Here is an 18,330-nt window from a genome sequence, read left to right as displayed (position 1 = left end):
TATTCACGATGAGTGTCCACACAGATTGATATGGTTTATGTAAAAGAGACGATACTGGGTCTGTAGCTCAGGTGGTTAGAGCGTTCGCCTGATAAGCGAGAGGTCGGTGGTTCGAGTCCACTCAGACCCACCAATTCCCTTCCCAAGGAATTGGCATACAGTATCGACACACCTTGATGGGGCTATAGCTCAGCTGGGAGAGCGCCTGCCTTGCACGCAGGAGGTCAGCAGTTCGATCCTGCTTAGCTCCACCATCTTTAAGCGCATTAGCGATAGTGCTTTTAAAAATGGTTCTTAAATGAATCTAGCTCTTTAACAATTTGGAAAGCTGACAAAATAATCTTTAAGATTATTTGTAAAGTTCTCAAAGTATTCATGTATTTGAATACAACTAAAAACACATTCAAGTGTTCTTGGCTTTTTGTTTTCACTTTTTATGAAAAAGTAAAATAAAAAGATATTTGAGTCCGGCAAAATCGAAAGCTGTCTCGCTCATTCAAATAATGAGACAGCAACTTTGGTTGTTTAACATCAATTCGAAACTCCTTCGGGTTGTATGGTTAAGTGACTAAGCGTACACGGTGGATGCCTTGGCAGTCAGAGGCGATGAAGGACGTATTAACTTGCGATAAGCCCAGATTAGGCAGTAAAAGCCACTTGAGTCTGGGATTTCCGAATGGGGAAACCCACTTACATAAGTAAGTATCCTGTTGTGAATACATAGCAACAGGAGGCGAACCGGGGGAACTGAAACATCTAAGTACCCCGAGGAAAAGAAATCAACCGAGATTCCGAAAGTAGCGGCGAGCGAAATTGGACTAGCCCTTAAGCTTTATAAGCGTTAGGTGAACAAGCTGGAAAGCTTGGCGATACAGGGTGATAGCCCCGTAACTGACGACGCATATTCAGTGAAATCGAGTAGGGCGGGACACGTGATATCCTGTCTGAATATGGGGGGACCATCCTCCAAGGCTAAATACTACTGACTGACCGATAGTGAACCAGTACCGTGAGGGAAAGGCGAAAAGAACCCCTGTGAGGGGAGTGAAATAGAACCTGAAACCGTGTACGTACAAGCAGTAGGAGCAGGCTTTGTCCTGTGACTGCGTACCTTTTGTATAATGGGTCAGCGACTTATATTCAGTGGCAAGGTTAACCATCTAGGGGAGCCGTAGGGAAACCGAGTCTTAACTGGGCGTTCAGTCTCTGGATATAGACCCGAAACCAGGTGATCTAGCCATGGGCAGGTTGAAGGTTGAGTAACATCAACTGGAGGACCGAACCGACTAATGTTGAAAAATTAGCGGATGACTTGTGGCTAGGGGTGAAAGGCCAATCAAACCTGGAGATAGCTGGTTCTCCCCGAAAGCTATTTAGGTAGCGCCTCGGACGAATACTACTGGGGGTAGAGCACTGTTAAGGCTAGGGGGTCATCCCGACTTACCAACCCTTTGCAAACTCCGAATACCAGTAAGTACTATCCGGGAGACACACGGCGGGTGCTAACGTCCGTCGTGGAGAGGGAAACAACCCAGACCGCCAGCTAAGGTCCCAAATTACTACTAAGTGGGAAACGATGTGGGAAGGCTCAGACAGCCAGGATGTTGGCTTAGAAGCAGCCATCATTTAAAGAAAGCGTAATAGCTCACTGGTCGAGTCGGCCTGCGCGGAAGATGTAACGGGGCTAAGTAGTAAACCGAAGCTGCGGCAATGCACTTTTGTGCATTGGGTAGGGGAGCGTTCTGTAAGCGGTTGAAGGTGTGTGGTAACGCATGCTGGACGTATCAGAAGTGCGAATGCTGACATGAGTAACGATAAAGGGGGTGAAAAACCTCCTCGCCGGAAGACCAAGGGTTCCTGTCCAACGTTAATCGGGGCAGGGTAAGTCGACCCCTAAGGCGAGGCCGAAAGGCGTAGTCGATGGGAAACGGGTTAATATTCCCGTACTTCTTACAATTGCGATGGGGGGACGGAGAAGGCTAGGTGGGCCTGGCGACGGTTGTCCAGGTTCAAGTGCGTAGGCTTGAGAGTTAGGTAAATCCGGCTCTCTTTAAGGCTGAGACACGACGTCGAGCTACTACGGTAGTGAAGTCATTGATGCCATGCTTCCAGGAAAAGCCTCTAAGCTTCAGATTGTAAGGAATCGTACCCCAAACCGACACAGGTGGTCGGGTAGAGAATACCAAGGCGCTTGAGAGAACTCGGGTGAAGGAACTAGGCAAAATGGTACCGTAACTTCGGGAGAAGGTACGCTCTCGACGGTGAAGTCCCTTGCGGATGGAGCTATTGAGAGTCGCAGATACCAGGTGGCTGCAACTGTTTATTAAAAACACAGCACTGTGCAAAATCGTAAGATGACGTATACGGTGTGACGCCTGCCCGGTGCCGGAAGGTTAATTGATGGGGTTAGACTTCGGTCGAAGCTCTTGATCGAAGCCCCGGTAAACGGCGGCCGTAACTATAACGGTCCTAAGGTAGCGAAATTCCTTGTCGGGTAAGTTCCGACCTGCACGAATGGCGTAATGATGGCCACGCTGTCTCCACCCGAGACTCAGTGAAATTGAAATCGCTGTGAAGATGCAGTGTACCCGCGGCTAGACGGAAAGACCCCGTGAACCTTTACTACAGCTTGGCACTGAACATTGACCCTACATGTGTAGGATAGGTGGGAGGCTTTGAAACAGGTACGCCAGTATCTGTGGAGCCGTCCTTGAAATACCACCCTTGTAGTGTTGATGTTCTAACGTTGACCCCTTATCGGGGTTGCGGACAGTGCCTGGTGGGTAGTTTGACTGGGGCGGTCTCCTCCCAAAGCGTAACGGAGGAGCACGAAGGTGGGCTAATCACGGTTGGACATCGTGAGGTTAGTGCAATGGCATAAGCCCGCTTGACTGCGAGAATGACAATTCGAGCAGGTGCGAAAGCAGGTCATAGTGATCCGGTGGTTCTGAATGGAAGGGCCATCGCTCAACGGATAAAAGGTACTCCGGGGATAACAGGCTGATACCGCCCAAGAGTTCATATCGACGGCGGTGTTTGGCACCTCGATGTCGGCTCATCACATCCTGGGGCTGAAGTCGGTCCCAAGGGTATGGCTGTTCGCCATTTAAAGTGGTACGCGAGCTGGGTTTAGAACGTCGTGAGACAGTTCGGTCCCTATCTGCCGTGGGCGTTGGAGAATTGAAAGGGGCTGCTCCTAGTACGAGAGGACCGGAGTGGACGAACCTCTGGTGTTCGGGTTGTGTCGCCAGACGCATTGCCCGGTAGCTAAGTTCGGGATCGATAACCGCTGAAAGCATCTAAGCGGGAAGCGAGCCTTGAGATGAGTTCTCCCTGATACTTTAAGTATCCTAAAGGGTTGTCGTAGACTACGACGTTGATAGGCAGGGTGTGTAAGCGTTGTGAGGCGTTGAGCTAACCTGTACTAATTGCCCGTGAGGCTTAACCATACAACACCCAAGGGGTTTTGATGGACTCAATGTAAGAACATTGAATGTGTGATAACGAGAATTAAAAAACAGCTTTCCGAATTAAAGAATTTGCTTGGCGACCATAGCGTTTTGGACCCACCTGACTTCCATTCCGAACTCAGAAGTGAAACGAAATAGCGCCGATGGTAGTGTGGGGTTTCCCCATGTGAGAGTAGGACATCGCCAGGCTTTAAATTTTGGACGTTCGCTTTAAAGCGGATGATACCACTGCGGAGTGGTAGTTCAGTTGGTTAGAATACCGGCCTGTCACGCCGGGGGTCGCGGGTTCGAGTCCCGTCCACTCCGCCACTTATTAGAAAGCCTAGTCGAAAGACTAGGCTTTTGTCGTTTATGGCACATAGTTTTCTTTTCAGGGGAAATCCGCTACTTATACCAATCTAAGTAAAAATATGATCTAATTGAGGCCATCCAACAATAGAACTGATTCGCTATGGATAGCCTCAATAATATCGACTTTAAAAAGCTCGTAAGCCAGCAGAAATCCATCTAGATGAAAATGAGACTGCTGGCCCTCGCTCATTTCAAAGATGGGCACTCACGCACACAAATCGCCAAGTTTCTCAAGGTAAGCCGAACCAGTGTCAATAAGTGGGTTCAGGCCTTTCTTGAAGAAGGGCTGGAAGGAGTGCAAGAAAAGCCAAGAACAGGAAGACCACCATTCTTAACTTCCGAGCAAAGAGAGCAATTGAGCCAATACATAAAAGATAAAGCCAATGATACACAAGGCGGACGACTGACTGGTGCCGACATCCACGCTTATATCGTGAAAGAATTTGGCCAGCACTACCACCCTGATTCTATCTATTACCTGCTCGACCACATGGGCTTTTCATGGATAACTTCCCGCTCAAAACACCCCAAACAATCTCAACAAATACAAGACGATTTTAAAAAATTCAAAATCGAAACGATCCTTAAGATCCCAGGACATATAGCTTTAGAGTGTGTCGATGTCTGGTTTCATGACGAAGCCAGATTTGGGCAACAAAACACGACCACACGTTTATGGGCTGAAAAAGGAACTCGCCCAAGAGCCGTGAAGCAACAACAATTTGAGTATGCCTATCTGTTCGGTTCCGTTTGTCCCAGTAAAGGAATTGGTGAGGCTATCGTTGTCCCTTGGGTTAGTAAAGACATCATGATAGAGCACTTAAAACAAATATCGGCAGTCACGGAGAAGGGACGTCACGCCGTCGTTGTTATGGATGGAGCAGGATGGCATACAGAAGATATAACCAATGACTTTAAGAATGTCAGTATCATCAAACTTCCACCCTATTCTCCAGAGCTAAACCCTATCGAACAAGTATGGAGTTGGTTGAGGCAACGCTATTTAGCCAACTAATCTTTTACTGATTACGACGATATCATCTCCAAAGTCTGCGATGCATGGAATCCTTCTTTGGATAGCTCCAAAAGAGTCACCAAAATGTGCTCGAGAAGATGGATAGACCTGACCAATTAATTTTCCAGATTGGTATTATTCTAGACCCTTGCTGAAATGCTAGGGTCTTTTGGTTTATGCTGAGTTAAGTTGTCATTCAACTAATGAGTCCCGTAGGAGGCTTGCCCTTAGCCTCTCCCCCACATGATGAGCAGACTTTTTCTGTATAAAGCATGGCATTCGTTTAAGGGAATAAGGAAAGGGAGCGTGTTCTAGTGGGTTTAGTTCTGGTGAATATATAGGATAAAGAGTGCGTTTTAGGTGAATGATATTTAAGAGTTTGTGGTGAATATCCCTTTATAAAAAAAGCAGCCATATGGCTGCTTTTTAGTGATGTAAGACTCTAAGATTCAAGCTGTTCTTTCGGCTCGTGTATTACGCTATGCTCTTTTGTTTCGGAGGCGGCTAAAGCGTTACGCTCTTCCTCCATCTTCTTTTCTTCTTCTTTGGCTTTTTCAATCATTGGTGTAATGGTTGAGCCTTGAATCAAAATAGAGAACACAACAACGGCATAAGTCATTACCAGGATGATCTCTTTTACGTCGATCAACTTGTCTTGTACTACCCATATTCCTGAAGGAATAGAAAGTGCCATTGCAAGCGCAAGACCGCCACGCAGGCCACCCCAGGTCAGGATTTTCACTGACCAACGGTTATATGTTCTGTATCGCTTAAAGCCAATGTAGGAGAAAAATACACTAAGGTAACGTGATGCCAGTACTAGAGGCACGGCAATAGCCATCATGATCCAGTCTTCTTGGTGGAATTTGAACAGCAGCATCGACATACCGATTAAAAGGAACAGAACGCCATTTAGAAACTCATCGACCAATTCCCAGAAGTGGTCGAGGTGGTCTTCACTCTCTTTAGAGAAGCCGATAAAGCGTGTCCAGTTACCAATCATAATCCCAGAGACAACCATTGCTAATGGGCCTGAAACGTGAAGGTATTCTGCGAAAGCATAGCCTGCTGTTGGCACACCAATAGTAAGTAGCAGCTCCATTGAGTGGTCATTGGTCGCACTAATCAAGTAGTGGAACAGCAAGCCAAGTAGGAAACCATAAAAGATCCCTCCAATCGCTTCCTGGATAAAGAGCATAGTGACGCTGCCTACGGTAGGTGCTTCAGTACCAAATGCGATAGTAAATAAGGTGACAAAAATAACCAGACCGAAGCCGTCATTGAACAATGACTCACCTTCAATTTGTGTCGAGATGCGTTTTGGAGCATCTAATTTTTTCACAATGGCGAGAACGGCTATCGGGTCAGTTGGGGAGATCAATGAACCGAATAGTAGGCAGTAAATTAAGTCAAACTTAATTCCGATCAGTAAGCAGATTCCATATAGAGCAAAACCGATGAAGAATGTCGAAAACAGAGTGGCTGCGAGTGCTAATACTGTGATCTCCCACTTCTGATCTTTCAGATTAGGTAGTTTAATACCTAAGCCGCCTGCAAATAGCAAAAATCCAAGGATACCTTTGAGCAAGAAGTCTTCGAAGTTGATTCTGGTTACTGTTTCTGTCGCTATCTCTGTGAGATGGAACCAGTTATTTTGACCAGCAATTAGGATGAGGAGAGAAAGTACCATTGAACCTGCGGTAATGGCGATGGTGGTTTGCATCTTTCCTATTTTGCTGTTTACAAAGGCTATTAGCATCGCAGCAGCGGAGAGAAAACATAAAGTATGATAGACCGACATTAGAACACTCTGTTTGTAACATTTTATGAATGGAATTCTCGGCTGATGCTGCTTAAATAGCAAACATTTTTTCGTGATTATTTGATAAGAGAAGAGGTCGATAAAATAATCATGAAATCTGTATTTAGACGTCTAGACTCCTGAAGTTTGTGTGATAGGATGACAGCATAACGAAAGGAATGAGGCTGTACTGTGGGAACTAATGTAAGACAACAGATTGAAGCTCAATTGAAGCAACGTATTCTTCTGATTGATGGTGGTATGGGCACCATGATTCAGGGATACAAACTTGAAGAGCACGATTATCGAGGAGAACGCTTTGCGGACTGGCACAGTGATCTAAAGGGTAACAACGACTTGTTGGTACTTAGTCAGCCTCAATTGATCAAAGAAATACACAGCGCTTACCTCGAAGCTGGTGCTGATATCTTAGAAACCAACACCTTTAATGCGACTACTATCGCTATGGCCGACTACGATATGGAAAGCCTAAGTGAGGAGATCAACTTTGCAGCAGCGAAGTTAGCTCGTGAGGTGGCGGATGAATGGACGGCTAAGACACCGGAAAAACCGCGCTATGTAGCAGGTGTTCTAGGCCCAACAAACCGCACGTGTTCTATCTCTCCGGATGTAAACGATCCTGGTTACCGCAATGTGAGTTTTGATGAATTGGTCGAAGCTTACTCTGAATCTACTCGAGCCTTAATCAAAGGTGGTTCAGACTTAATTCTTATCGAAACAATATTTGATACCTTGAATGCTAAAGCGTGTGCTTTCGCTGTGGATTCAGTATTTGAAGAGCTTGGTATCGAGCTTCCTGTGATGATTTCTGGCACCATTACCGATGCCTCTGGCCGAACCTTATCAGGTCAAACGACGGAAGCCTTTTACAATTCATTACGCCACGTGAGGCCTATCTCATTTGGCTTAAACTGTGCGCTTGGTCCTGATGAACTGCGCCCATACGTCGAAGAACTTTCACGTATTTCTGAATCTTTTGTGTCTGCTCACCCTAATGCCGGGTTGCCAAATGCATTCGGTGAATATGACTTGTCTCCTGAAGATATGGCGAAGCATGTTAAAGAGTGGGCCGAAAGTGGATTCTTGAACTTGATTGGCGGCTGTTGTGGTACAACGCCTGAACATATCCGCCAAATGGCAGAAGCTGTTAATCAGGTTACTCCTCGTCAGTTACCAGAGCTTCAGGTTGCATGTCGTTTATCTGGCCTAGAGCCACTGACCATCGAGAAAGAATCCTTGTTTATCAACGTTGGTGAACGAACTAACGTAACGGGTTCAGCTCGCTTTAAGCGCTTAATCAAAGAAGAGTTATATGATGAAGCACTCGATGTTGCTCGTCAGCAAGTCGAAAATGGCGCGCAAATCATCGATATCAACATGGATGAAGGCATGCTGGATGCAGAAGCATGTATGGTTCGCTTCTTGAACCTTTGCGCTTCTGAGCCTGAAATCTCCAAAGTGCCTATCATGGTTGACTCTTCAAAGTGGGAAGTCATCGAAGCCGGCCTGAAATGTATTCAGGGTAAAGGTATCGTGAACTCGATTTCTCTAAAAGAAGGTAAAGAGAAGTTTGTCGAGCAGGCGAAACTGATTCGCCGCTATGGCGCCGCTGTTATCGTGATGGCATTCGATGAAGTCGGACAAGCAGATACCCGTGAGCGCAAAATTGAAATTTGTACCAATGCTTACCGTATCTTGGTTGATGAAGTTGGCTTCCCACCAGAAGATATTATCTTTGACCCAAATATTTTTGCGGTTGCAACAGGTATCGATGAACACAACAACTATGCCGTTGATTTTATCGAAGCTGTTGGCGACATCAAACGTGACCTGCCGCATGCGATGATATCTGGTGGTGTGTCTAACGTATCGTTCTCTTTCCGTGGCAATAACTACGTTCGTGAAGCGATTCATGCTGTGTTCCTTTACCACTGTTTCAAAAACGGTATGGATATGGGTATCGTTAACGCAGGTCAGTTGGAGATCTACGATAACGTCCCTGAAAAGCTTCGCGAAGCGGTAGAAGACGTCGTGCTTAACCGTCGTAACGATGCTACCGAAAGGCTTTTGGATATCGCTTCAGAATACGCCGATAAAGGTGTGGGTAAAGAGGAAGATGCCTCTGCACTGGAGTGGAGAACTTGGCCAGTCGAAAAGCGTTTAGAACATGCTCTAGTTAAAGGCATTACCGAGTTTATCGTTGAAGACACTGAAGAAGCTCGTGTTAACGCTTCTAAACCATTAGAGGTCATCGAAGGCCCATTGATGGATGGTATGAACGTCGTCGGTGACTTGTTTGGTGAAGGTAAGATGTTCCTTCCTCAGGTAGTAAAGTCGGCGCGTGTAATGAAACAGGCGGTTGCCCATTTAGAACCATTTATCGACGCTGAGAAGCAGGTCGGTCAGACCAACGGTAAGATCTTACTCGCAACGGTAAAAGGCGATGTACACGATATCGGTAAAAATATCGTTGGTGTTGTACTGCAATGTAATAACTACGAGATCATCGACCTTGGCGTTATGGTGCCATGTGAAAAGATCCTAAAAGTCGCCAAAGAAGAGAACGTCGATATTATTGGTCTGTCGGGTCTGATTACGCCGTCATTAGATGAGATGGTTCATGTAGCTAAAGAGATGGAGCGTCTTGACTTTGATCTGCCATTGCTGATTGGTGGCGCGACAACGTCGAAAGCGCATACTGCGGTTAAAATTGAACAGAACTACAAACATCCAGTCGTTTACGTCAACAATGCTTCACGTGCCGTAGGTGTTTGTACGTCACTATTGTCTGATGAACGTCGTCCTGATTTCGTCGAAAAATTAAATGCCGACTACGAGCGTGTTCGTGATCAACACAACCGTAAAAAGCCACGAACCAAGCCAGTTACTCTGCAAGAAGCTCGTGCAAACAAAGTGGCAATTGACTGGGAGGCGTATACACCTCCAGCACCAAAACAGTCGGGCATTCATATTTTTGACGATTTTGATGTTGCGACCTTACGTAAGTACATCGACTGGACCCCGTTCTTTATGACCTGGTCTTTGGTTGGAAAATACCCGACCATTTTCGATCACGAAGAAGTGGGTGAAGAAGCGAAGCGTTTGTTCCATGATGCGAATGAGCTACTTGATCGCGTTGAAAGTGAAGGCCTGATGCAGGCGCGAGGCATGTGTGGGCTGTTCCCTGCGGCGAGTGTGGGTGACGATATTGAAGTGTACACTGATGAATCGCGTACAGAAGTCGCGAAAGTCCTGTGTAACCTTCGCCAGCAAACTGAGAAGCCAAAAGGCTTTAACTACTGCTTGTCTGATTATGTCGCACCAAAAGACTCGGGTAAGCACGACTGGATTGGCGCGTTTGCGGTCACTGGTGGTATTGGCGAGCGTGAACTGGCGGATGAGTATAAGGCTAAGGGCGATGATTATAATGCCATTATGATCCAAGCGGTGGCCGATCGTCTGGCAGAAGCTTTTGCTGAATACCTGCATGAGCGTGTTCGTAAAGAAATCTGGGGTTATGCTGAAGATGAGAATTTATCTAACGATGAGCTAATCCGTGAAAAATACCAAGGTATTCGACCTGCGCCTGGCTACCCAGCATGCCCAGAGCATACGGAAAAAGGACCGCTATGGGATCTTTTGAACGTAGAAGAGAATATCGGTATGTCTTTGACGTCTAGCTATGCTATGTACCCTGGTGCCTCAGTGTCTGGTTGGTACTTCTCTCATCCGGATTCTCGCTACTTTGCGATCGCGCAGATCCAGGAGGATCAGTTAGAAAGCTATGCTGAACGTAAAGGTTGGGATAGGCTTGAAGCAGAAAAATGGTTAGGTCCGAATATTAACGGCTAATCCAACGGAAATAGAAAGGGCTGCCATTAGGCAGCCCTTTTTATATTGTGAGATGAACAGAGTTTACTTTTCAAATAGCTCAGCATGCAGTTTTTGAATCGCCTGTTGCGATTCTGACTTGTGTAGTAGGAAGCACAAGTTATGCGGGCTCGCACCGTAGCAAATCATGCGCAGGTTAAAGTCTTCTAATGTACCGAATACTTGTTTGGCGTATCCTTTGCTTCCGCTCATGTTGTTTCCGATAAGAGCCACCAAGCATAGGTCGTGCTCTACTTCCACTTTACACAATTCTTCTAGCTCTTCTCTTACGGCTTGAGGGAGCTGTGGTGCACCACCAGAGGTGTCTGTTTGGTCTAGGGTTAACGAAACACTGATTTCTGAAGTGGTAATCAGGTCTACTGAAATTTTGTGTTTAGCCAGAATCTCGAACACTTTAGCCAGGAAGCCGTATGCATGGAACATACTAGCACTACGTAGAGTGACCATGGTTTGGTTGCAACGCAATGCAAGAGCTCGGTATAGCGGCGAGCTTTCTACTTGGTGACGAATCCATGTACCACCTGCTTCTGGATCTTTAGAAGAGCCAACAAACACTGGAATGTCGTGGCGCAAAGCAGGAACGAGTGTAGAAGGGTGGAGGATCTTAGCACCAAAGTTTGCCATTTCTGACGCTTCGCTAAAGCTGATCTCTGGAATTGGAGACGCTTTTGGCGCAATACGTGGGTCTGTTGTGTAGATACCCGGAACATCAGTCCAGATTTCTAAGCCAGAAGCTTTAACGCCTTCAGCAATGAGTGCGGCACTGTAGTCACTGCCACCACGACCTAATGTGGTTGTATTGCCTTCTTCGTCTGAGCCGATGAAGCCTTGAGTAATGACTACTGACTCCTGACATAGAGGGACTAACTTCTCTTGAGCTAGCTGAGAAATCGCTTCGACATTTGGCTCAGCACGTCCGAAGTTATCGTCGGTTCTTAGCACATCACGAATATCAAAACGCACCGCATTGATACCACGTTCTCTCATCAGTTGAGCCAAAATGTACGTCGACATTAACTCACCACACGCAACTAAATGGTCTGTCAGTTTAGAGCTAGCTTGGATAGAAGCCGCTTCTGCAAGGCTGGTTACCGTATCAAGAATAGCGTAAACCTCTGCGCTTGCTTCTGCTGCATCTCTTAGCTGACTAAGGATGTCATCATGAATTTCTGCTAGCTTACGTAGCAACTCGGCACGCTGCTCCTGATCCTGAACACCATTGGCCAGTTCTACCAATAGGTTCGTTACACCAGAGCAAGCGCTGCTAACGACAAGGCGAGTATTTGGATTGTTTTCAATAATGGCGGCACAACGGCTCATTGCCTCGAAATTGGCAACACTGGTTCCACCGAATTTTGCTACGTTAAATGCGCTCACTGAGTTCTCCCACGACTTCTTAAACTAATATATCCGATATTTAGTGAGGAAAGGAACAGAGCAAAAAGAGAGGTATTTAGAATGATATTTGAAATATGTACCCTCAGAAGCTCTTCATCAGACAATGCTGATGACAGTTGATGGGACTCAACCCACGTCAACCGACAAGTCAAACCCTGCAAATTTGACTTACCTCGGCACTACTCCCCCTGAATAATTCGTATTGGAATTGCGGTTCCACAAATTATCTACCTGGGTAGTGCTCCTCTTCCACATAAAGCTCAAACATTGAACGGTTTTGGCGTCACAAAGTCAATGAATATTTCAACTATTCAGAGAATTTTTATTAGTGAATTTGTGACAGTGGTTTGAACTCAATACCTACGGCTAATTGCCGAGTACTATAAAATCCATTAGTGTGAGTTCTTTGATGCCCGAGACTTATTCAAAATTCTAAAAACTATTGTCCGCGCTCGGGTTAAGTAACGTCAAACAAGGAGCTCACATGCCGATCCAAAGCTTTATTCCCCCTCATCGTATCCTAATGGGACCAGGACCTTCAGATATCTATCCGCAAGTGCTGCAAGCGCTTAGCCGCCCAACAGTTGGTCACTTGGACCCTCTGTTTATCGCAATGATGGATGAGCTGAAACAGTTGCTAAAGTACGCGTTCCAGACAGAAAACGACTTTACCATTGCCGTTTCTGCTCCGGGTAGTGCGGGTATGGAGGCATGTTTTGTTAACCTTATCGAGAAAGGTGATAAAGTTATCGTATGCCGAAATGGTGTTTTTGGTGAGCGCATGCGTGAAAACGTTGTTCGTGCTGGTGGTGAAGTTGTCTTGGTTGATGACGAGTGGGGCGCGCCAGTCTCTGTCGATAAAGTCGAACAAGCACTGCAGCAGCACCCTGACACAAAAATTTTAGCATTTGTTCACGCGGAAACCTCGACAGGTGCGGTCAGCGACGCTCAAGTTTTGGGTAAGTTAGCCAAGCAACACAATGCGCTCTCTATTGTCGATGCAGTTACGTCATTAGGTGGGGTGCCGTTAAAAGTAGATGAATGGCAACTGGATGCGGTGTACTCAGGTAGCCAAAAATGTTTGTCGTGCGTACCTGGCTTGTCTCCAGTAACCTTTTCTCAGGCTGCCATTGATAAGATTCAATCGAGAACAACACCAGTACAAAGCTGGTTCCTTGACCAAAGCTTAGTGCTTGGTTACTGGAGTGGAGAGGGTAAGCGCAGCTACCATCATACCGCACCAGTGAATAGCCTGTATGCTTTGCATGAAGCGTTATTGATTCTGCAAAATGAAGGTTTGGAAAATGCTTGGGCTCGTCACCAATTGATGCATGAAAAACTAAAAGAAGGTCTACAAAAGCTCGGTTTTGAGTTTGTTGTTGAAGAAGCACATCGCCTGCCTCAATTAAATGCCATTTATGTACCGGAAGGCATTGATGAAGCGAAGGTTCGAGCTCACTTGTTGGAAACCTATAATCTGGAAATTGGTGCAGGTCTTGGTGCCTTGGCAGGCAAAGCGTGGCGTATCGGCTTGATGGGCTACGCAGCTCGTCCAGAAAACGTCGCGCTATGTTTGAAAGCGCTGGAAGAGTCGCTGACAGAGTAGTGACACCTAAAGTAAAAAAGCGAAGGTTATCCTTCGCTTTTTTCGTTTATTTACTGCTCGTCTGACTGCTTAGGTGAAGCAGATTGAGCTTGTGATGGTGGTTGGTAATTTACTTTACTGAAATCTACCCGAGGAAATAAGAACTGCGCCTCTGCACGAATTTGCTCGGCTTTACTTCCATCGTCTAGTCCCTGGTAAGCCAGGATCAAATTGCTATAGAAGGCCGGGCGTGGCTTATCTTTAATGATATTTAGTGACCAATTGATATAGGGCTGAATCAAGCTTGGATCTTGTGTTTGTAACCCAATAGTTAGAAAGGTGCTGTACACATCCCAGTCGAATCTATCTTTCCAAACCACTGGGTTGCTGACTTGACTAAGAATGTCTGGGTTTGTCGGGCGTGTGGTTTCAAATTTCGTTAGTATGTAGTTGGTATGTAAGGCACTCGCCATGTAGAACGTAAACACAGCAGGCAGAGCCAAGCTTACAATGCGCAGCAAGCTTTTCGTGATTTTTGTAAAGCCGCCTTGGCGATAACGCGCAACTCGCTGATCCACCCAATATATTAAAATGATAAAGATTACCCAATGCACTAACGAGTGATAAAACGGGTATTCGAGCTGCGAGTGGAGAACAATGGGTATAAACAACGCCAATAAGGCTAAACGTGTCCCGCGCTTGGCCTGATAGATTCTGTGCAGCACTAATGTCATGGCCAAGAAGATACCGATAATTGGCAGTAACCCACCTTCTACGGCCCAGTACAATAATTCATTGTGCGGGTGATCCATTGCAGGCAATCCGGCAGGATATTTCTCATTTAACGCATGTTGGCGAGCGGTATAAATCATGTACTCCGACTCAAACTTTCCGTAACCATAGCCGGTGAACGGTTTTTCAATCACCATATCTACCGTTTGCGGGAAAGTGTAAGCGCGAGCCGATTCCATGTTGACTTTCTCGGCGGCTAACCCGTTGCCTTGTGGGAAAGCTATTTGCATGACTACTACTGATAACAACAGCCCGGCTGCGAGTGAAATTACCCAATGCGTAAAGCGCCGCTTGGTATTGTAGCGGTACATGTACGGGATAATCAGAAGGACCGCAAACAGAGAAGCCAGCCAACCTGTTCGTGACGCAAGCACAACGATCAAAGGGATGGTTAAAACGGGTACCGCATAAAGTAAGTAGACATCACTGAGCTTACGATCGTATTTGTATGGCTGACGAGCCAGTAAGTAACTGGCAATGACTAAGCCAGTTGCGAGAAAGCTGGCCATGACATTGGGTTGCTGAAAGATGCCGTATGGACGGTTAGCTACGGTGTTGTATCCGAAAGGATTACCTGGTTTTAAGTAGAGATATTGCGTCAGACCTAAAATAGCTTCTATCACTACCGCTAAGACGATAAACCACAAGATTCGTTGGCGATGCTTATTGCTGAAATGGAATTGTTGCAGCACAACGAAAAACAGTAAACCACTCCACAGGCCAATGAGTTTATTCGCAGCTAAATGACTGTTTGCATTTGGGTAAAAAATCGGGATGGTCATAATGATGACGCTGATAAACAACCCGATAGTTAATTTTGAATATCTTAATGCCTGATTACGGGCAATTTGATAGCAGCCAATCCCTAACGCAAAGCTAAACGCTATCCAAGATGTCGCATTGAAGGATAAAGCCAACCCTGAACCACCTGGATTGGGCATAAAAAAGTGCATCGCCAGCACAAACAGTACTGCCAAAGAGAGGAGAAACTTGCGATTGAGAGGGACCTGAGTTTTTCCCGGTGAAAGCCTTGTTCCACTTACATGTATAGTTGCCATAGACATTGCGTTGTTTTGAATGAAAAAAGACCAGCAATGGCTGGTCTTTGTACTTTACCTGTTTTTTCTATTTCAACATAGGACTAAGGAAGCGAGCCGTGTGTGAACCTTCGATCAAGGACACATCTTCTGGCGTTCCTTGAGCAATGATCTCACCACCGCCTTGGCCCCCTTCAGGGCCGAGGTCGATAACCCAGTCGGCCGTTTTGATTACGTCCAGGTTGTGCTCAATGACCACGACTGTGTTGCCGTGATCACGCAGACGGTGCAGTACCGATAATAACTGCTGGATGTCATGGAAGTGCAGACCTGTCGTTGGCTCATCCAGAATATAGAGCGTTTTGCCAGTATCGCGCTTTGATAGCTCTCTGGCCAATTTTACACGTTGCGCTTCACCACCGGACAGGGTTGTTGCCGCTTGACCGAGGCGAATATAAGACAGACCTACATCCATTAAAGTTTGCAGTTTACGTGCAATGACAGGTACGGGTTCAAAAAATTCGCGCGCGTCTTCTACCGTCATCTCCAACACTTCATCAATCGTTTTGCCTTTGTAGCGAACTTCTAAGGTTTCACGGTTGTAGCGCTTGCCCTTACACACATCACAAGGAACATAGACATCCGGCAGGAAGTGCATTTCTACTTTGATTACACCATCGCCCTGACATGCCTCACAACGACCGCCTCGAACGTTAAAACTAAAGCGTCCTGGCTTGTATCCGCGTGAACGTGATTCTTGCGTACCAGCAAACAATTCGCGAATTGGAGTAAAAATACCAGTGTATGTAGCAGGGTTAGAACGAGGTGTACGACCAATTGGACTTTGATCGATGTCGATGACTTTATCAAAGTGTTCCAGACCTTTTATCGATTTATAAGGCGATGGATGTGCAGTCGTGGCACCATTGAGTTGCGTATGAGCAATCTTGAAGAAAGTATCATTAATCAGCGTTGATTTACCGGAACCAGAAACGCCAGTAATACAGCTAAACAAACCAACTGGCACTGACAAGTTAACGTTTTTCAGGTTATTACCCGTTGCCCCGATAAGCTCGACGGTTTTTTTAGGATTGCGAGGTGTGCGCTCTTTCGGTACGGCAATCTCTTTTACACCACTCAGATACTGACCCGTTAGTGAATTAGGGTTGGCGATGATCTCTGCCATTGTGCCTTCTGCTACGACGTTGCCACCATGAACGCCAGCGCCAGGACCAATATCGATCACATGGTCTGCACAGCGAATGGCATCTTCATCATGTTCCACAACTAAAACAGTATTACCCAGATCGCGCAGGTGAGTCAGTGTTTTTAGCAGACGTTCATTATCTCGCTGGTGGAGGCCAATCGATGGCTCATCAAGTACATACATTACCCCGACTAAGCCCGCACCAATTTGGCTTGCTAAGCGAATACGCTGTGCCTCACCGCCAGACAGGGTTTCAGCACTGCGAGATAAGTTGAGGTAATTTAGCCCCACATTCACCAAAAATTGCAGGCGGTCATTAATTTCTTTCATGACCTTTTCAGCAATCTGTGCACGCTGACCTTCCAGTTTAAGCGTTTGGAAGAAGCTCAGCGCATCCGCAATGCTCAGTTCTACAATCTCTGGGAGTGTGGTGTCGGCAATAAACACATTACGCGCTTCAAGACGCAGACGTGTACCGCCACAACTTGAACAAGATTTAGTCGAGATATATTTAGCTAATTCTTCACGAACAGAGTTGGACTCCGTGTCTCGATAACGACGCTCGAGTGTGTTCAGAATGCCTTCAAATGGATGACGTTTAACTCGAATGTCACCACGATCATTGATGTACTTAAACTCAATTTCTGTACGGCCAGAACCCTTTAATATGATCTCTTGCGTTTTCTTCGGCAGAGAATTAAACGGAGCATGAAGATCAAAGCCATAGTGATCCGCAATTGAGGTGAGCATCTGGAAGTAGTAATAGTTCTTTTGATCCCAGCCACGGATAGCACCTTGTGCCAGACTCAATGAATCATCCTGAATGACTCGGCTTGGATCAAAATATTGCTGCACACCCAAACCATCACAAGTACCACAAGCTCCCGCAGGGTTATTGAATGAAAACAGGCGAGGCTCTAATTCCTGCATGCTGTAGCCACATTTAGGACAAGCAAAGTTTGCAGAGAAGATAATTTCTTCACCGTCACCATCCATTGGCGCGACAACAGCAATGCCGCCAGACAACTCCAGTGTGGTCTCGAAAGATTCAGCTAAACGTTGTTGCAGATCCGGACGAACTTTAAAACGATCGACGACGACTTCGATCGTGTGTTTTTTGTGTAATTCAAGTGTTGGTGGATCGGAAAGATCGCAAGTTTCACCGTCAATACGAGCACGGATAAATCCCTGTGCTGCTAGGTTTTCTAACGTCTTTACGTGCTCGCCTTTACGCTCTTTAACGATGGGTGCCAGTAGCATCATTTTACTGCCTTCAGGCAATTCCAATACTTTATCCACCATTTGGCTGATGGTTTGAGCAGCAAGAGGCGAGTGGTGAGTCGGACAGCGAGGTTCACCGACACGGGCGTAAAGCAGACGCAAGTAGTCATAGACTTCGGTAATCGTACCTACGGTTGAGCGTGGGTTATGAGAAGTCGACTTCTGTTCGATAGAAATAGCTGGTGATAAGCCTTCAATATGATCGACATCGGGCTTTTCCATAAGAGACAAAAACTGACGCGCATAAGCCGAAAGAGACTCAACATAACGTCGTTGACCTTCCGCATATAAGGTGTCGAAAGCGAGGGAAGATTTACCGGAGCCACTTAATCCTGTAATAACTGTCAGTTTATCGCGAGGGATAGTCAGGTTGATATTTTTAAGGTTATGGGTTCGGGCACCGCGAACTTCTATTTTATCCATCGTATTTGCTCTATGTATAACCAAGTTGGGCAAGTATTACATAGTGTGAGAAATGTGC

6 protein-coding genes, 3 tRNA genes, 2 rRNA genes, 1 pseudogene and 1 riboswitch are annotated in these 18,330 nt (G+C 46.1%); of the genes and pseudogenes, 8 read left to right on the top strand and 4 right to left on the bottom strand.

The window, feature by feature from the left end; genetic code table 11:
• Positions 1-56: 56 nt before the first annotated feature.
• The 6 genes and pseudogenes from VEJY3_RS14115 to VEJY3_RS24880 all read left to right on the top strand — a co-directional run bounded on the left by VEJY3_RS14115 (position 57) and on the right by VEJY3_RS24880 (position 4,956).
• Positions 57-133: transfer RNA gene (locus VEJY3_RS14115), tRNA-Ile, on the top strand.
• A gap of 45 nt (positions 134-178) precedes the next feature.
• Positions 179-254, top strand: a tRNA-Ala gene (locus VEJY3_RS14110).
• A gap of 304 nt (positions 255-558) precedes the next feature.
• Positions 559-3,449, top strand: a 23S ribosomal RNA gene (locus tag VEJY3_RS14105).
• A gap of 93 nt (positions 3,450-3,542) precedes the next feature.
• A 5S ribosomal RNA gene (rrf, locus tag VEJY3_RS14100) occupies positions 3,543-3,659 on the top strand.
• A gap of 43 nt (positions 3,660-3,702) precedes the next feature.
• Positions 3,703-3,779 (top strand) — tRNA-Asp (locus tag VEJY3_RS14095).
• A 202-nt stretch (positions 3,780-3,981) separates the two neighbouring features.
• A pseudogene (locus VEJY3_RS24880) lies at positions 3,982-4,956 on the top strand (IS630 family transposase).
• Between the two features lie 322 nt (positions 4,957-5,278).
• On the opposite strand, the gene VEJY3_RS14080 reads toward VEJY3_RS24880, so the two are convergent.
• On the bottom strand, positions 5,279-6,637 hold the full coding sequence (locus VEJY3_RS14080) for a sodium:proton antiporter (RefSeq protein ID WP_041170276.1): 1,359 nt from the start codon (positions 6,635-6,637) through the stop codon (positions 5,279-5,281).
• A 192-nt stretch (positions 6,638-6,829) separates the two neighbouring features.
• Here VEJY3_RS14080 and metH point away from each other — a divergent pair, with 192 nt between their 5' ends.
• Positions 6,830-10,510: a methionine synthase gene (gene metH, locus VEJY3_RS14075; protein ID WP_014233124.1), complete on the top strand. Its 3,681-nt coding sequence runs from the start codon at positions 6,830-6,832 to the stop codon at positions 10,508-10,510.
• A gap of 63 nt (positions 10,511-10,573) precedes the next feature.
• On the opposite strand, the gene lysC is transcribed toward metH, so the two are convergent.
• Positions 10,574-11,926 (bottom strand): lysine-sensitive aspartokinase 3, encoded by a 1,353-nt coding sequence (gene lysC, locus VEJY3_RS14070; protein WP_014233123.1) that lies wholly within the window; start codon positions 11,924-11,926, stop codon positions 10,574-10,576.
• A gap of 99 nt (positions 11,927-12,025) precedes the next feature.
• Positions 12,026-12,204: riboswitch (Lysine riboswitch) on the bottom strand.
• Between the two features lie 227 nt (positions 12,205-12,431).
• Between lysC and VEJY3_RS14065 the strand changes: the two genes are divergently transcribed.
• Positions 12,432-13,553: an alanine--glyoxylate aminotransferase family protein gene (locus VEJY3_RS14065; protein ID WP_014233122.1), complete on the top strand. Its 1,122-nt coding sequence runs from the start codon at positions 12,432-12,434 to the stop codon at positions 13,551-13,553.
• 50 nt (positions 13,554-13,603) lie between these two features.
• On the opposite strand, the gene VEJY3_RS14060 is transcribed toward VEJY3_RS14065, so the two are convergent.
• A complete protein-coding gene (locus tag VEJY3_RS14060) occupies positions 13,604-15,382 on the bottom strand; it encodes a PglL family O-oligosaccharyltransferase (protein WP_041170275.1) in 1,779 nt (592 codons plus the stop codon).
• A 67-nt stretch (positions 15,383-15,449) separates the two neighbouring features.
• Positions 15,450-18,272 (bottom strand): excinuclease ABC subunit UvrA, encoded by a 2,823-nt coding sequence (uvrA, locus tag VEJY3_RS14055; RefSeq protein WP_014233120.1) that lies wholly within the window; start codon positions 18,270-18,272, stop codon positions 15,450-15,452.
• Positions 18,273-18,330 lie beyond the last annotated feature (58 nt).

The sequence above is a fragment of the Vibrio sp. EJY3 genome (genome assembly GCF_000241385.1).
GTDB classification, from domain to species: domain Bacteria; phylum Pseudomonadota; class Gammaproteobacteria; order Enterobacterales; family Vibrionaceae; genus Vibrio; species Vibrio natriegens.
This window is presented reverse-complemented; position numbering and strand designations above follow the sequence as displayed.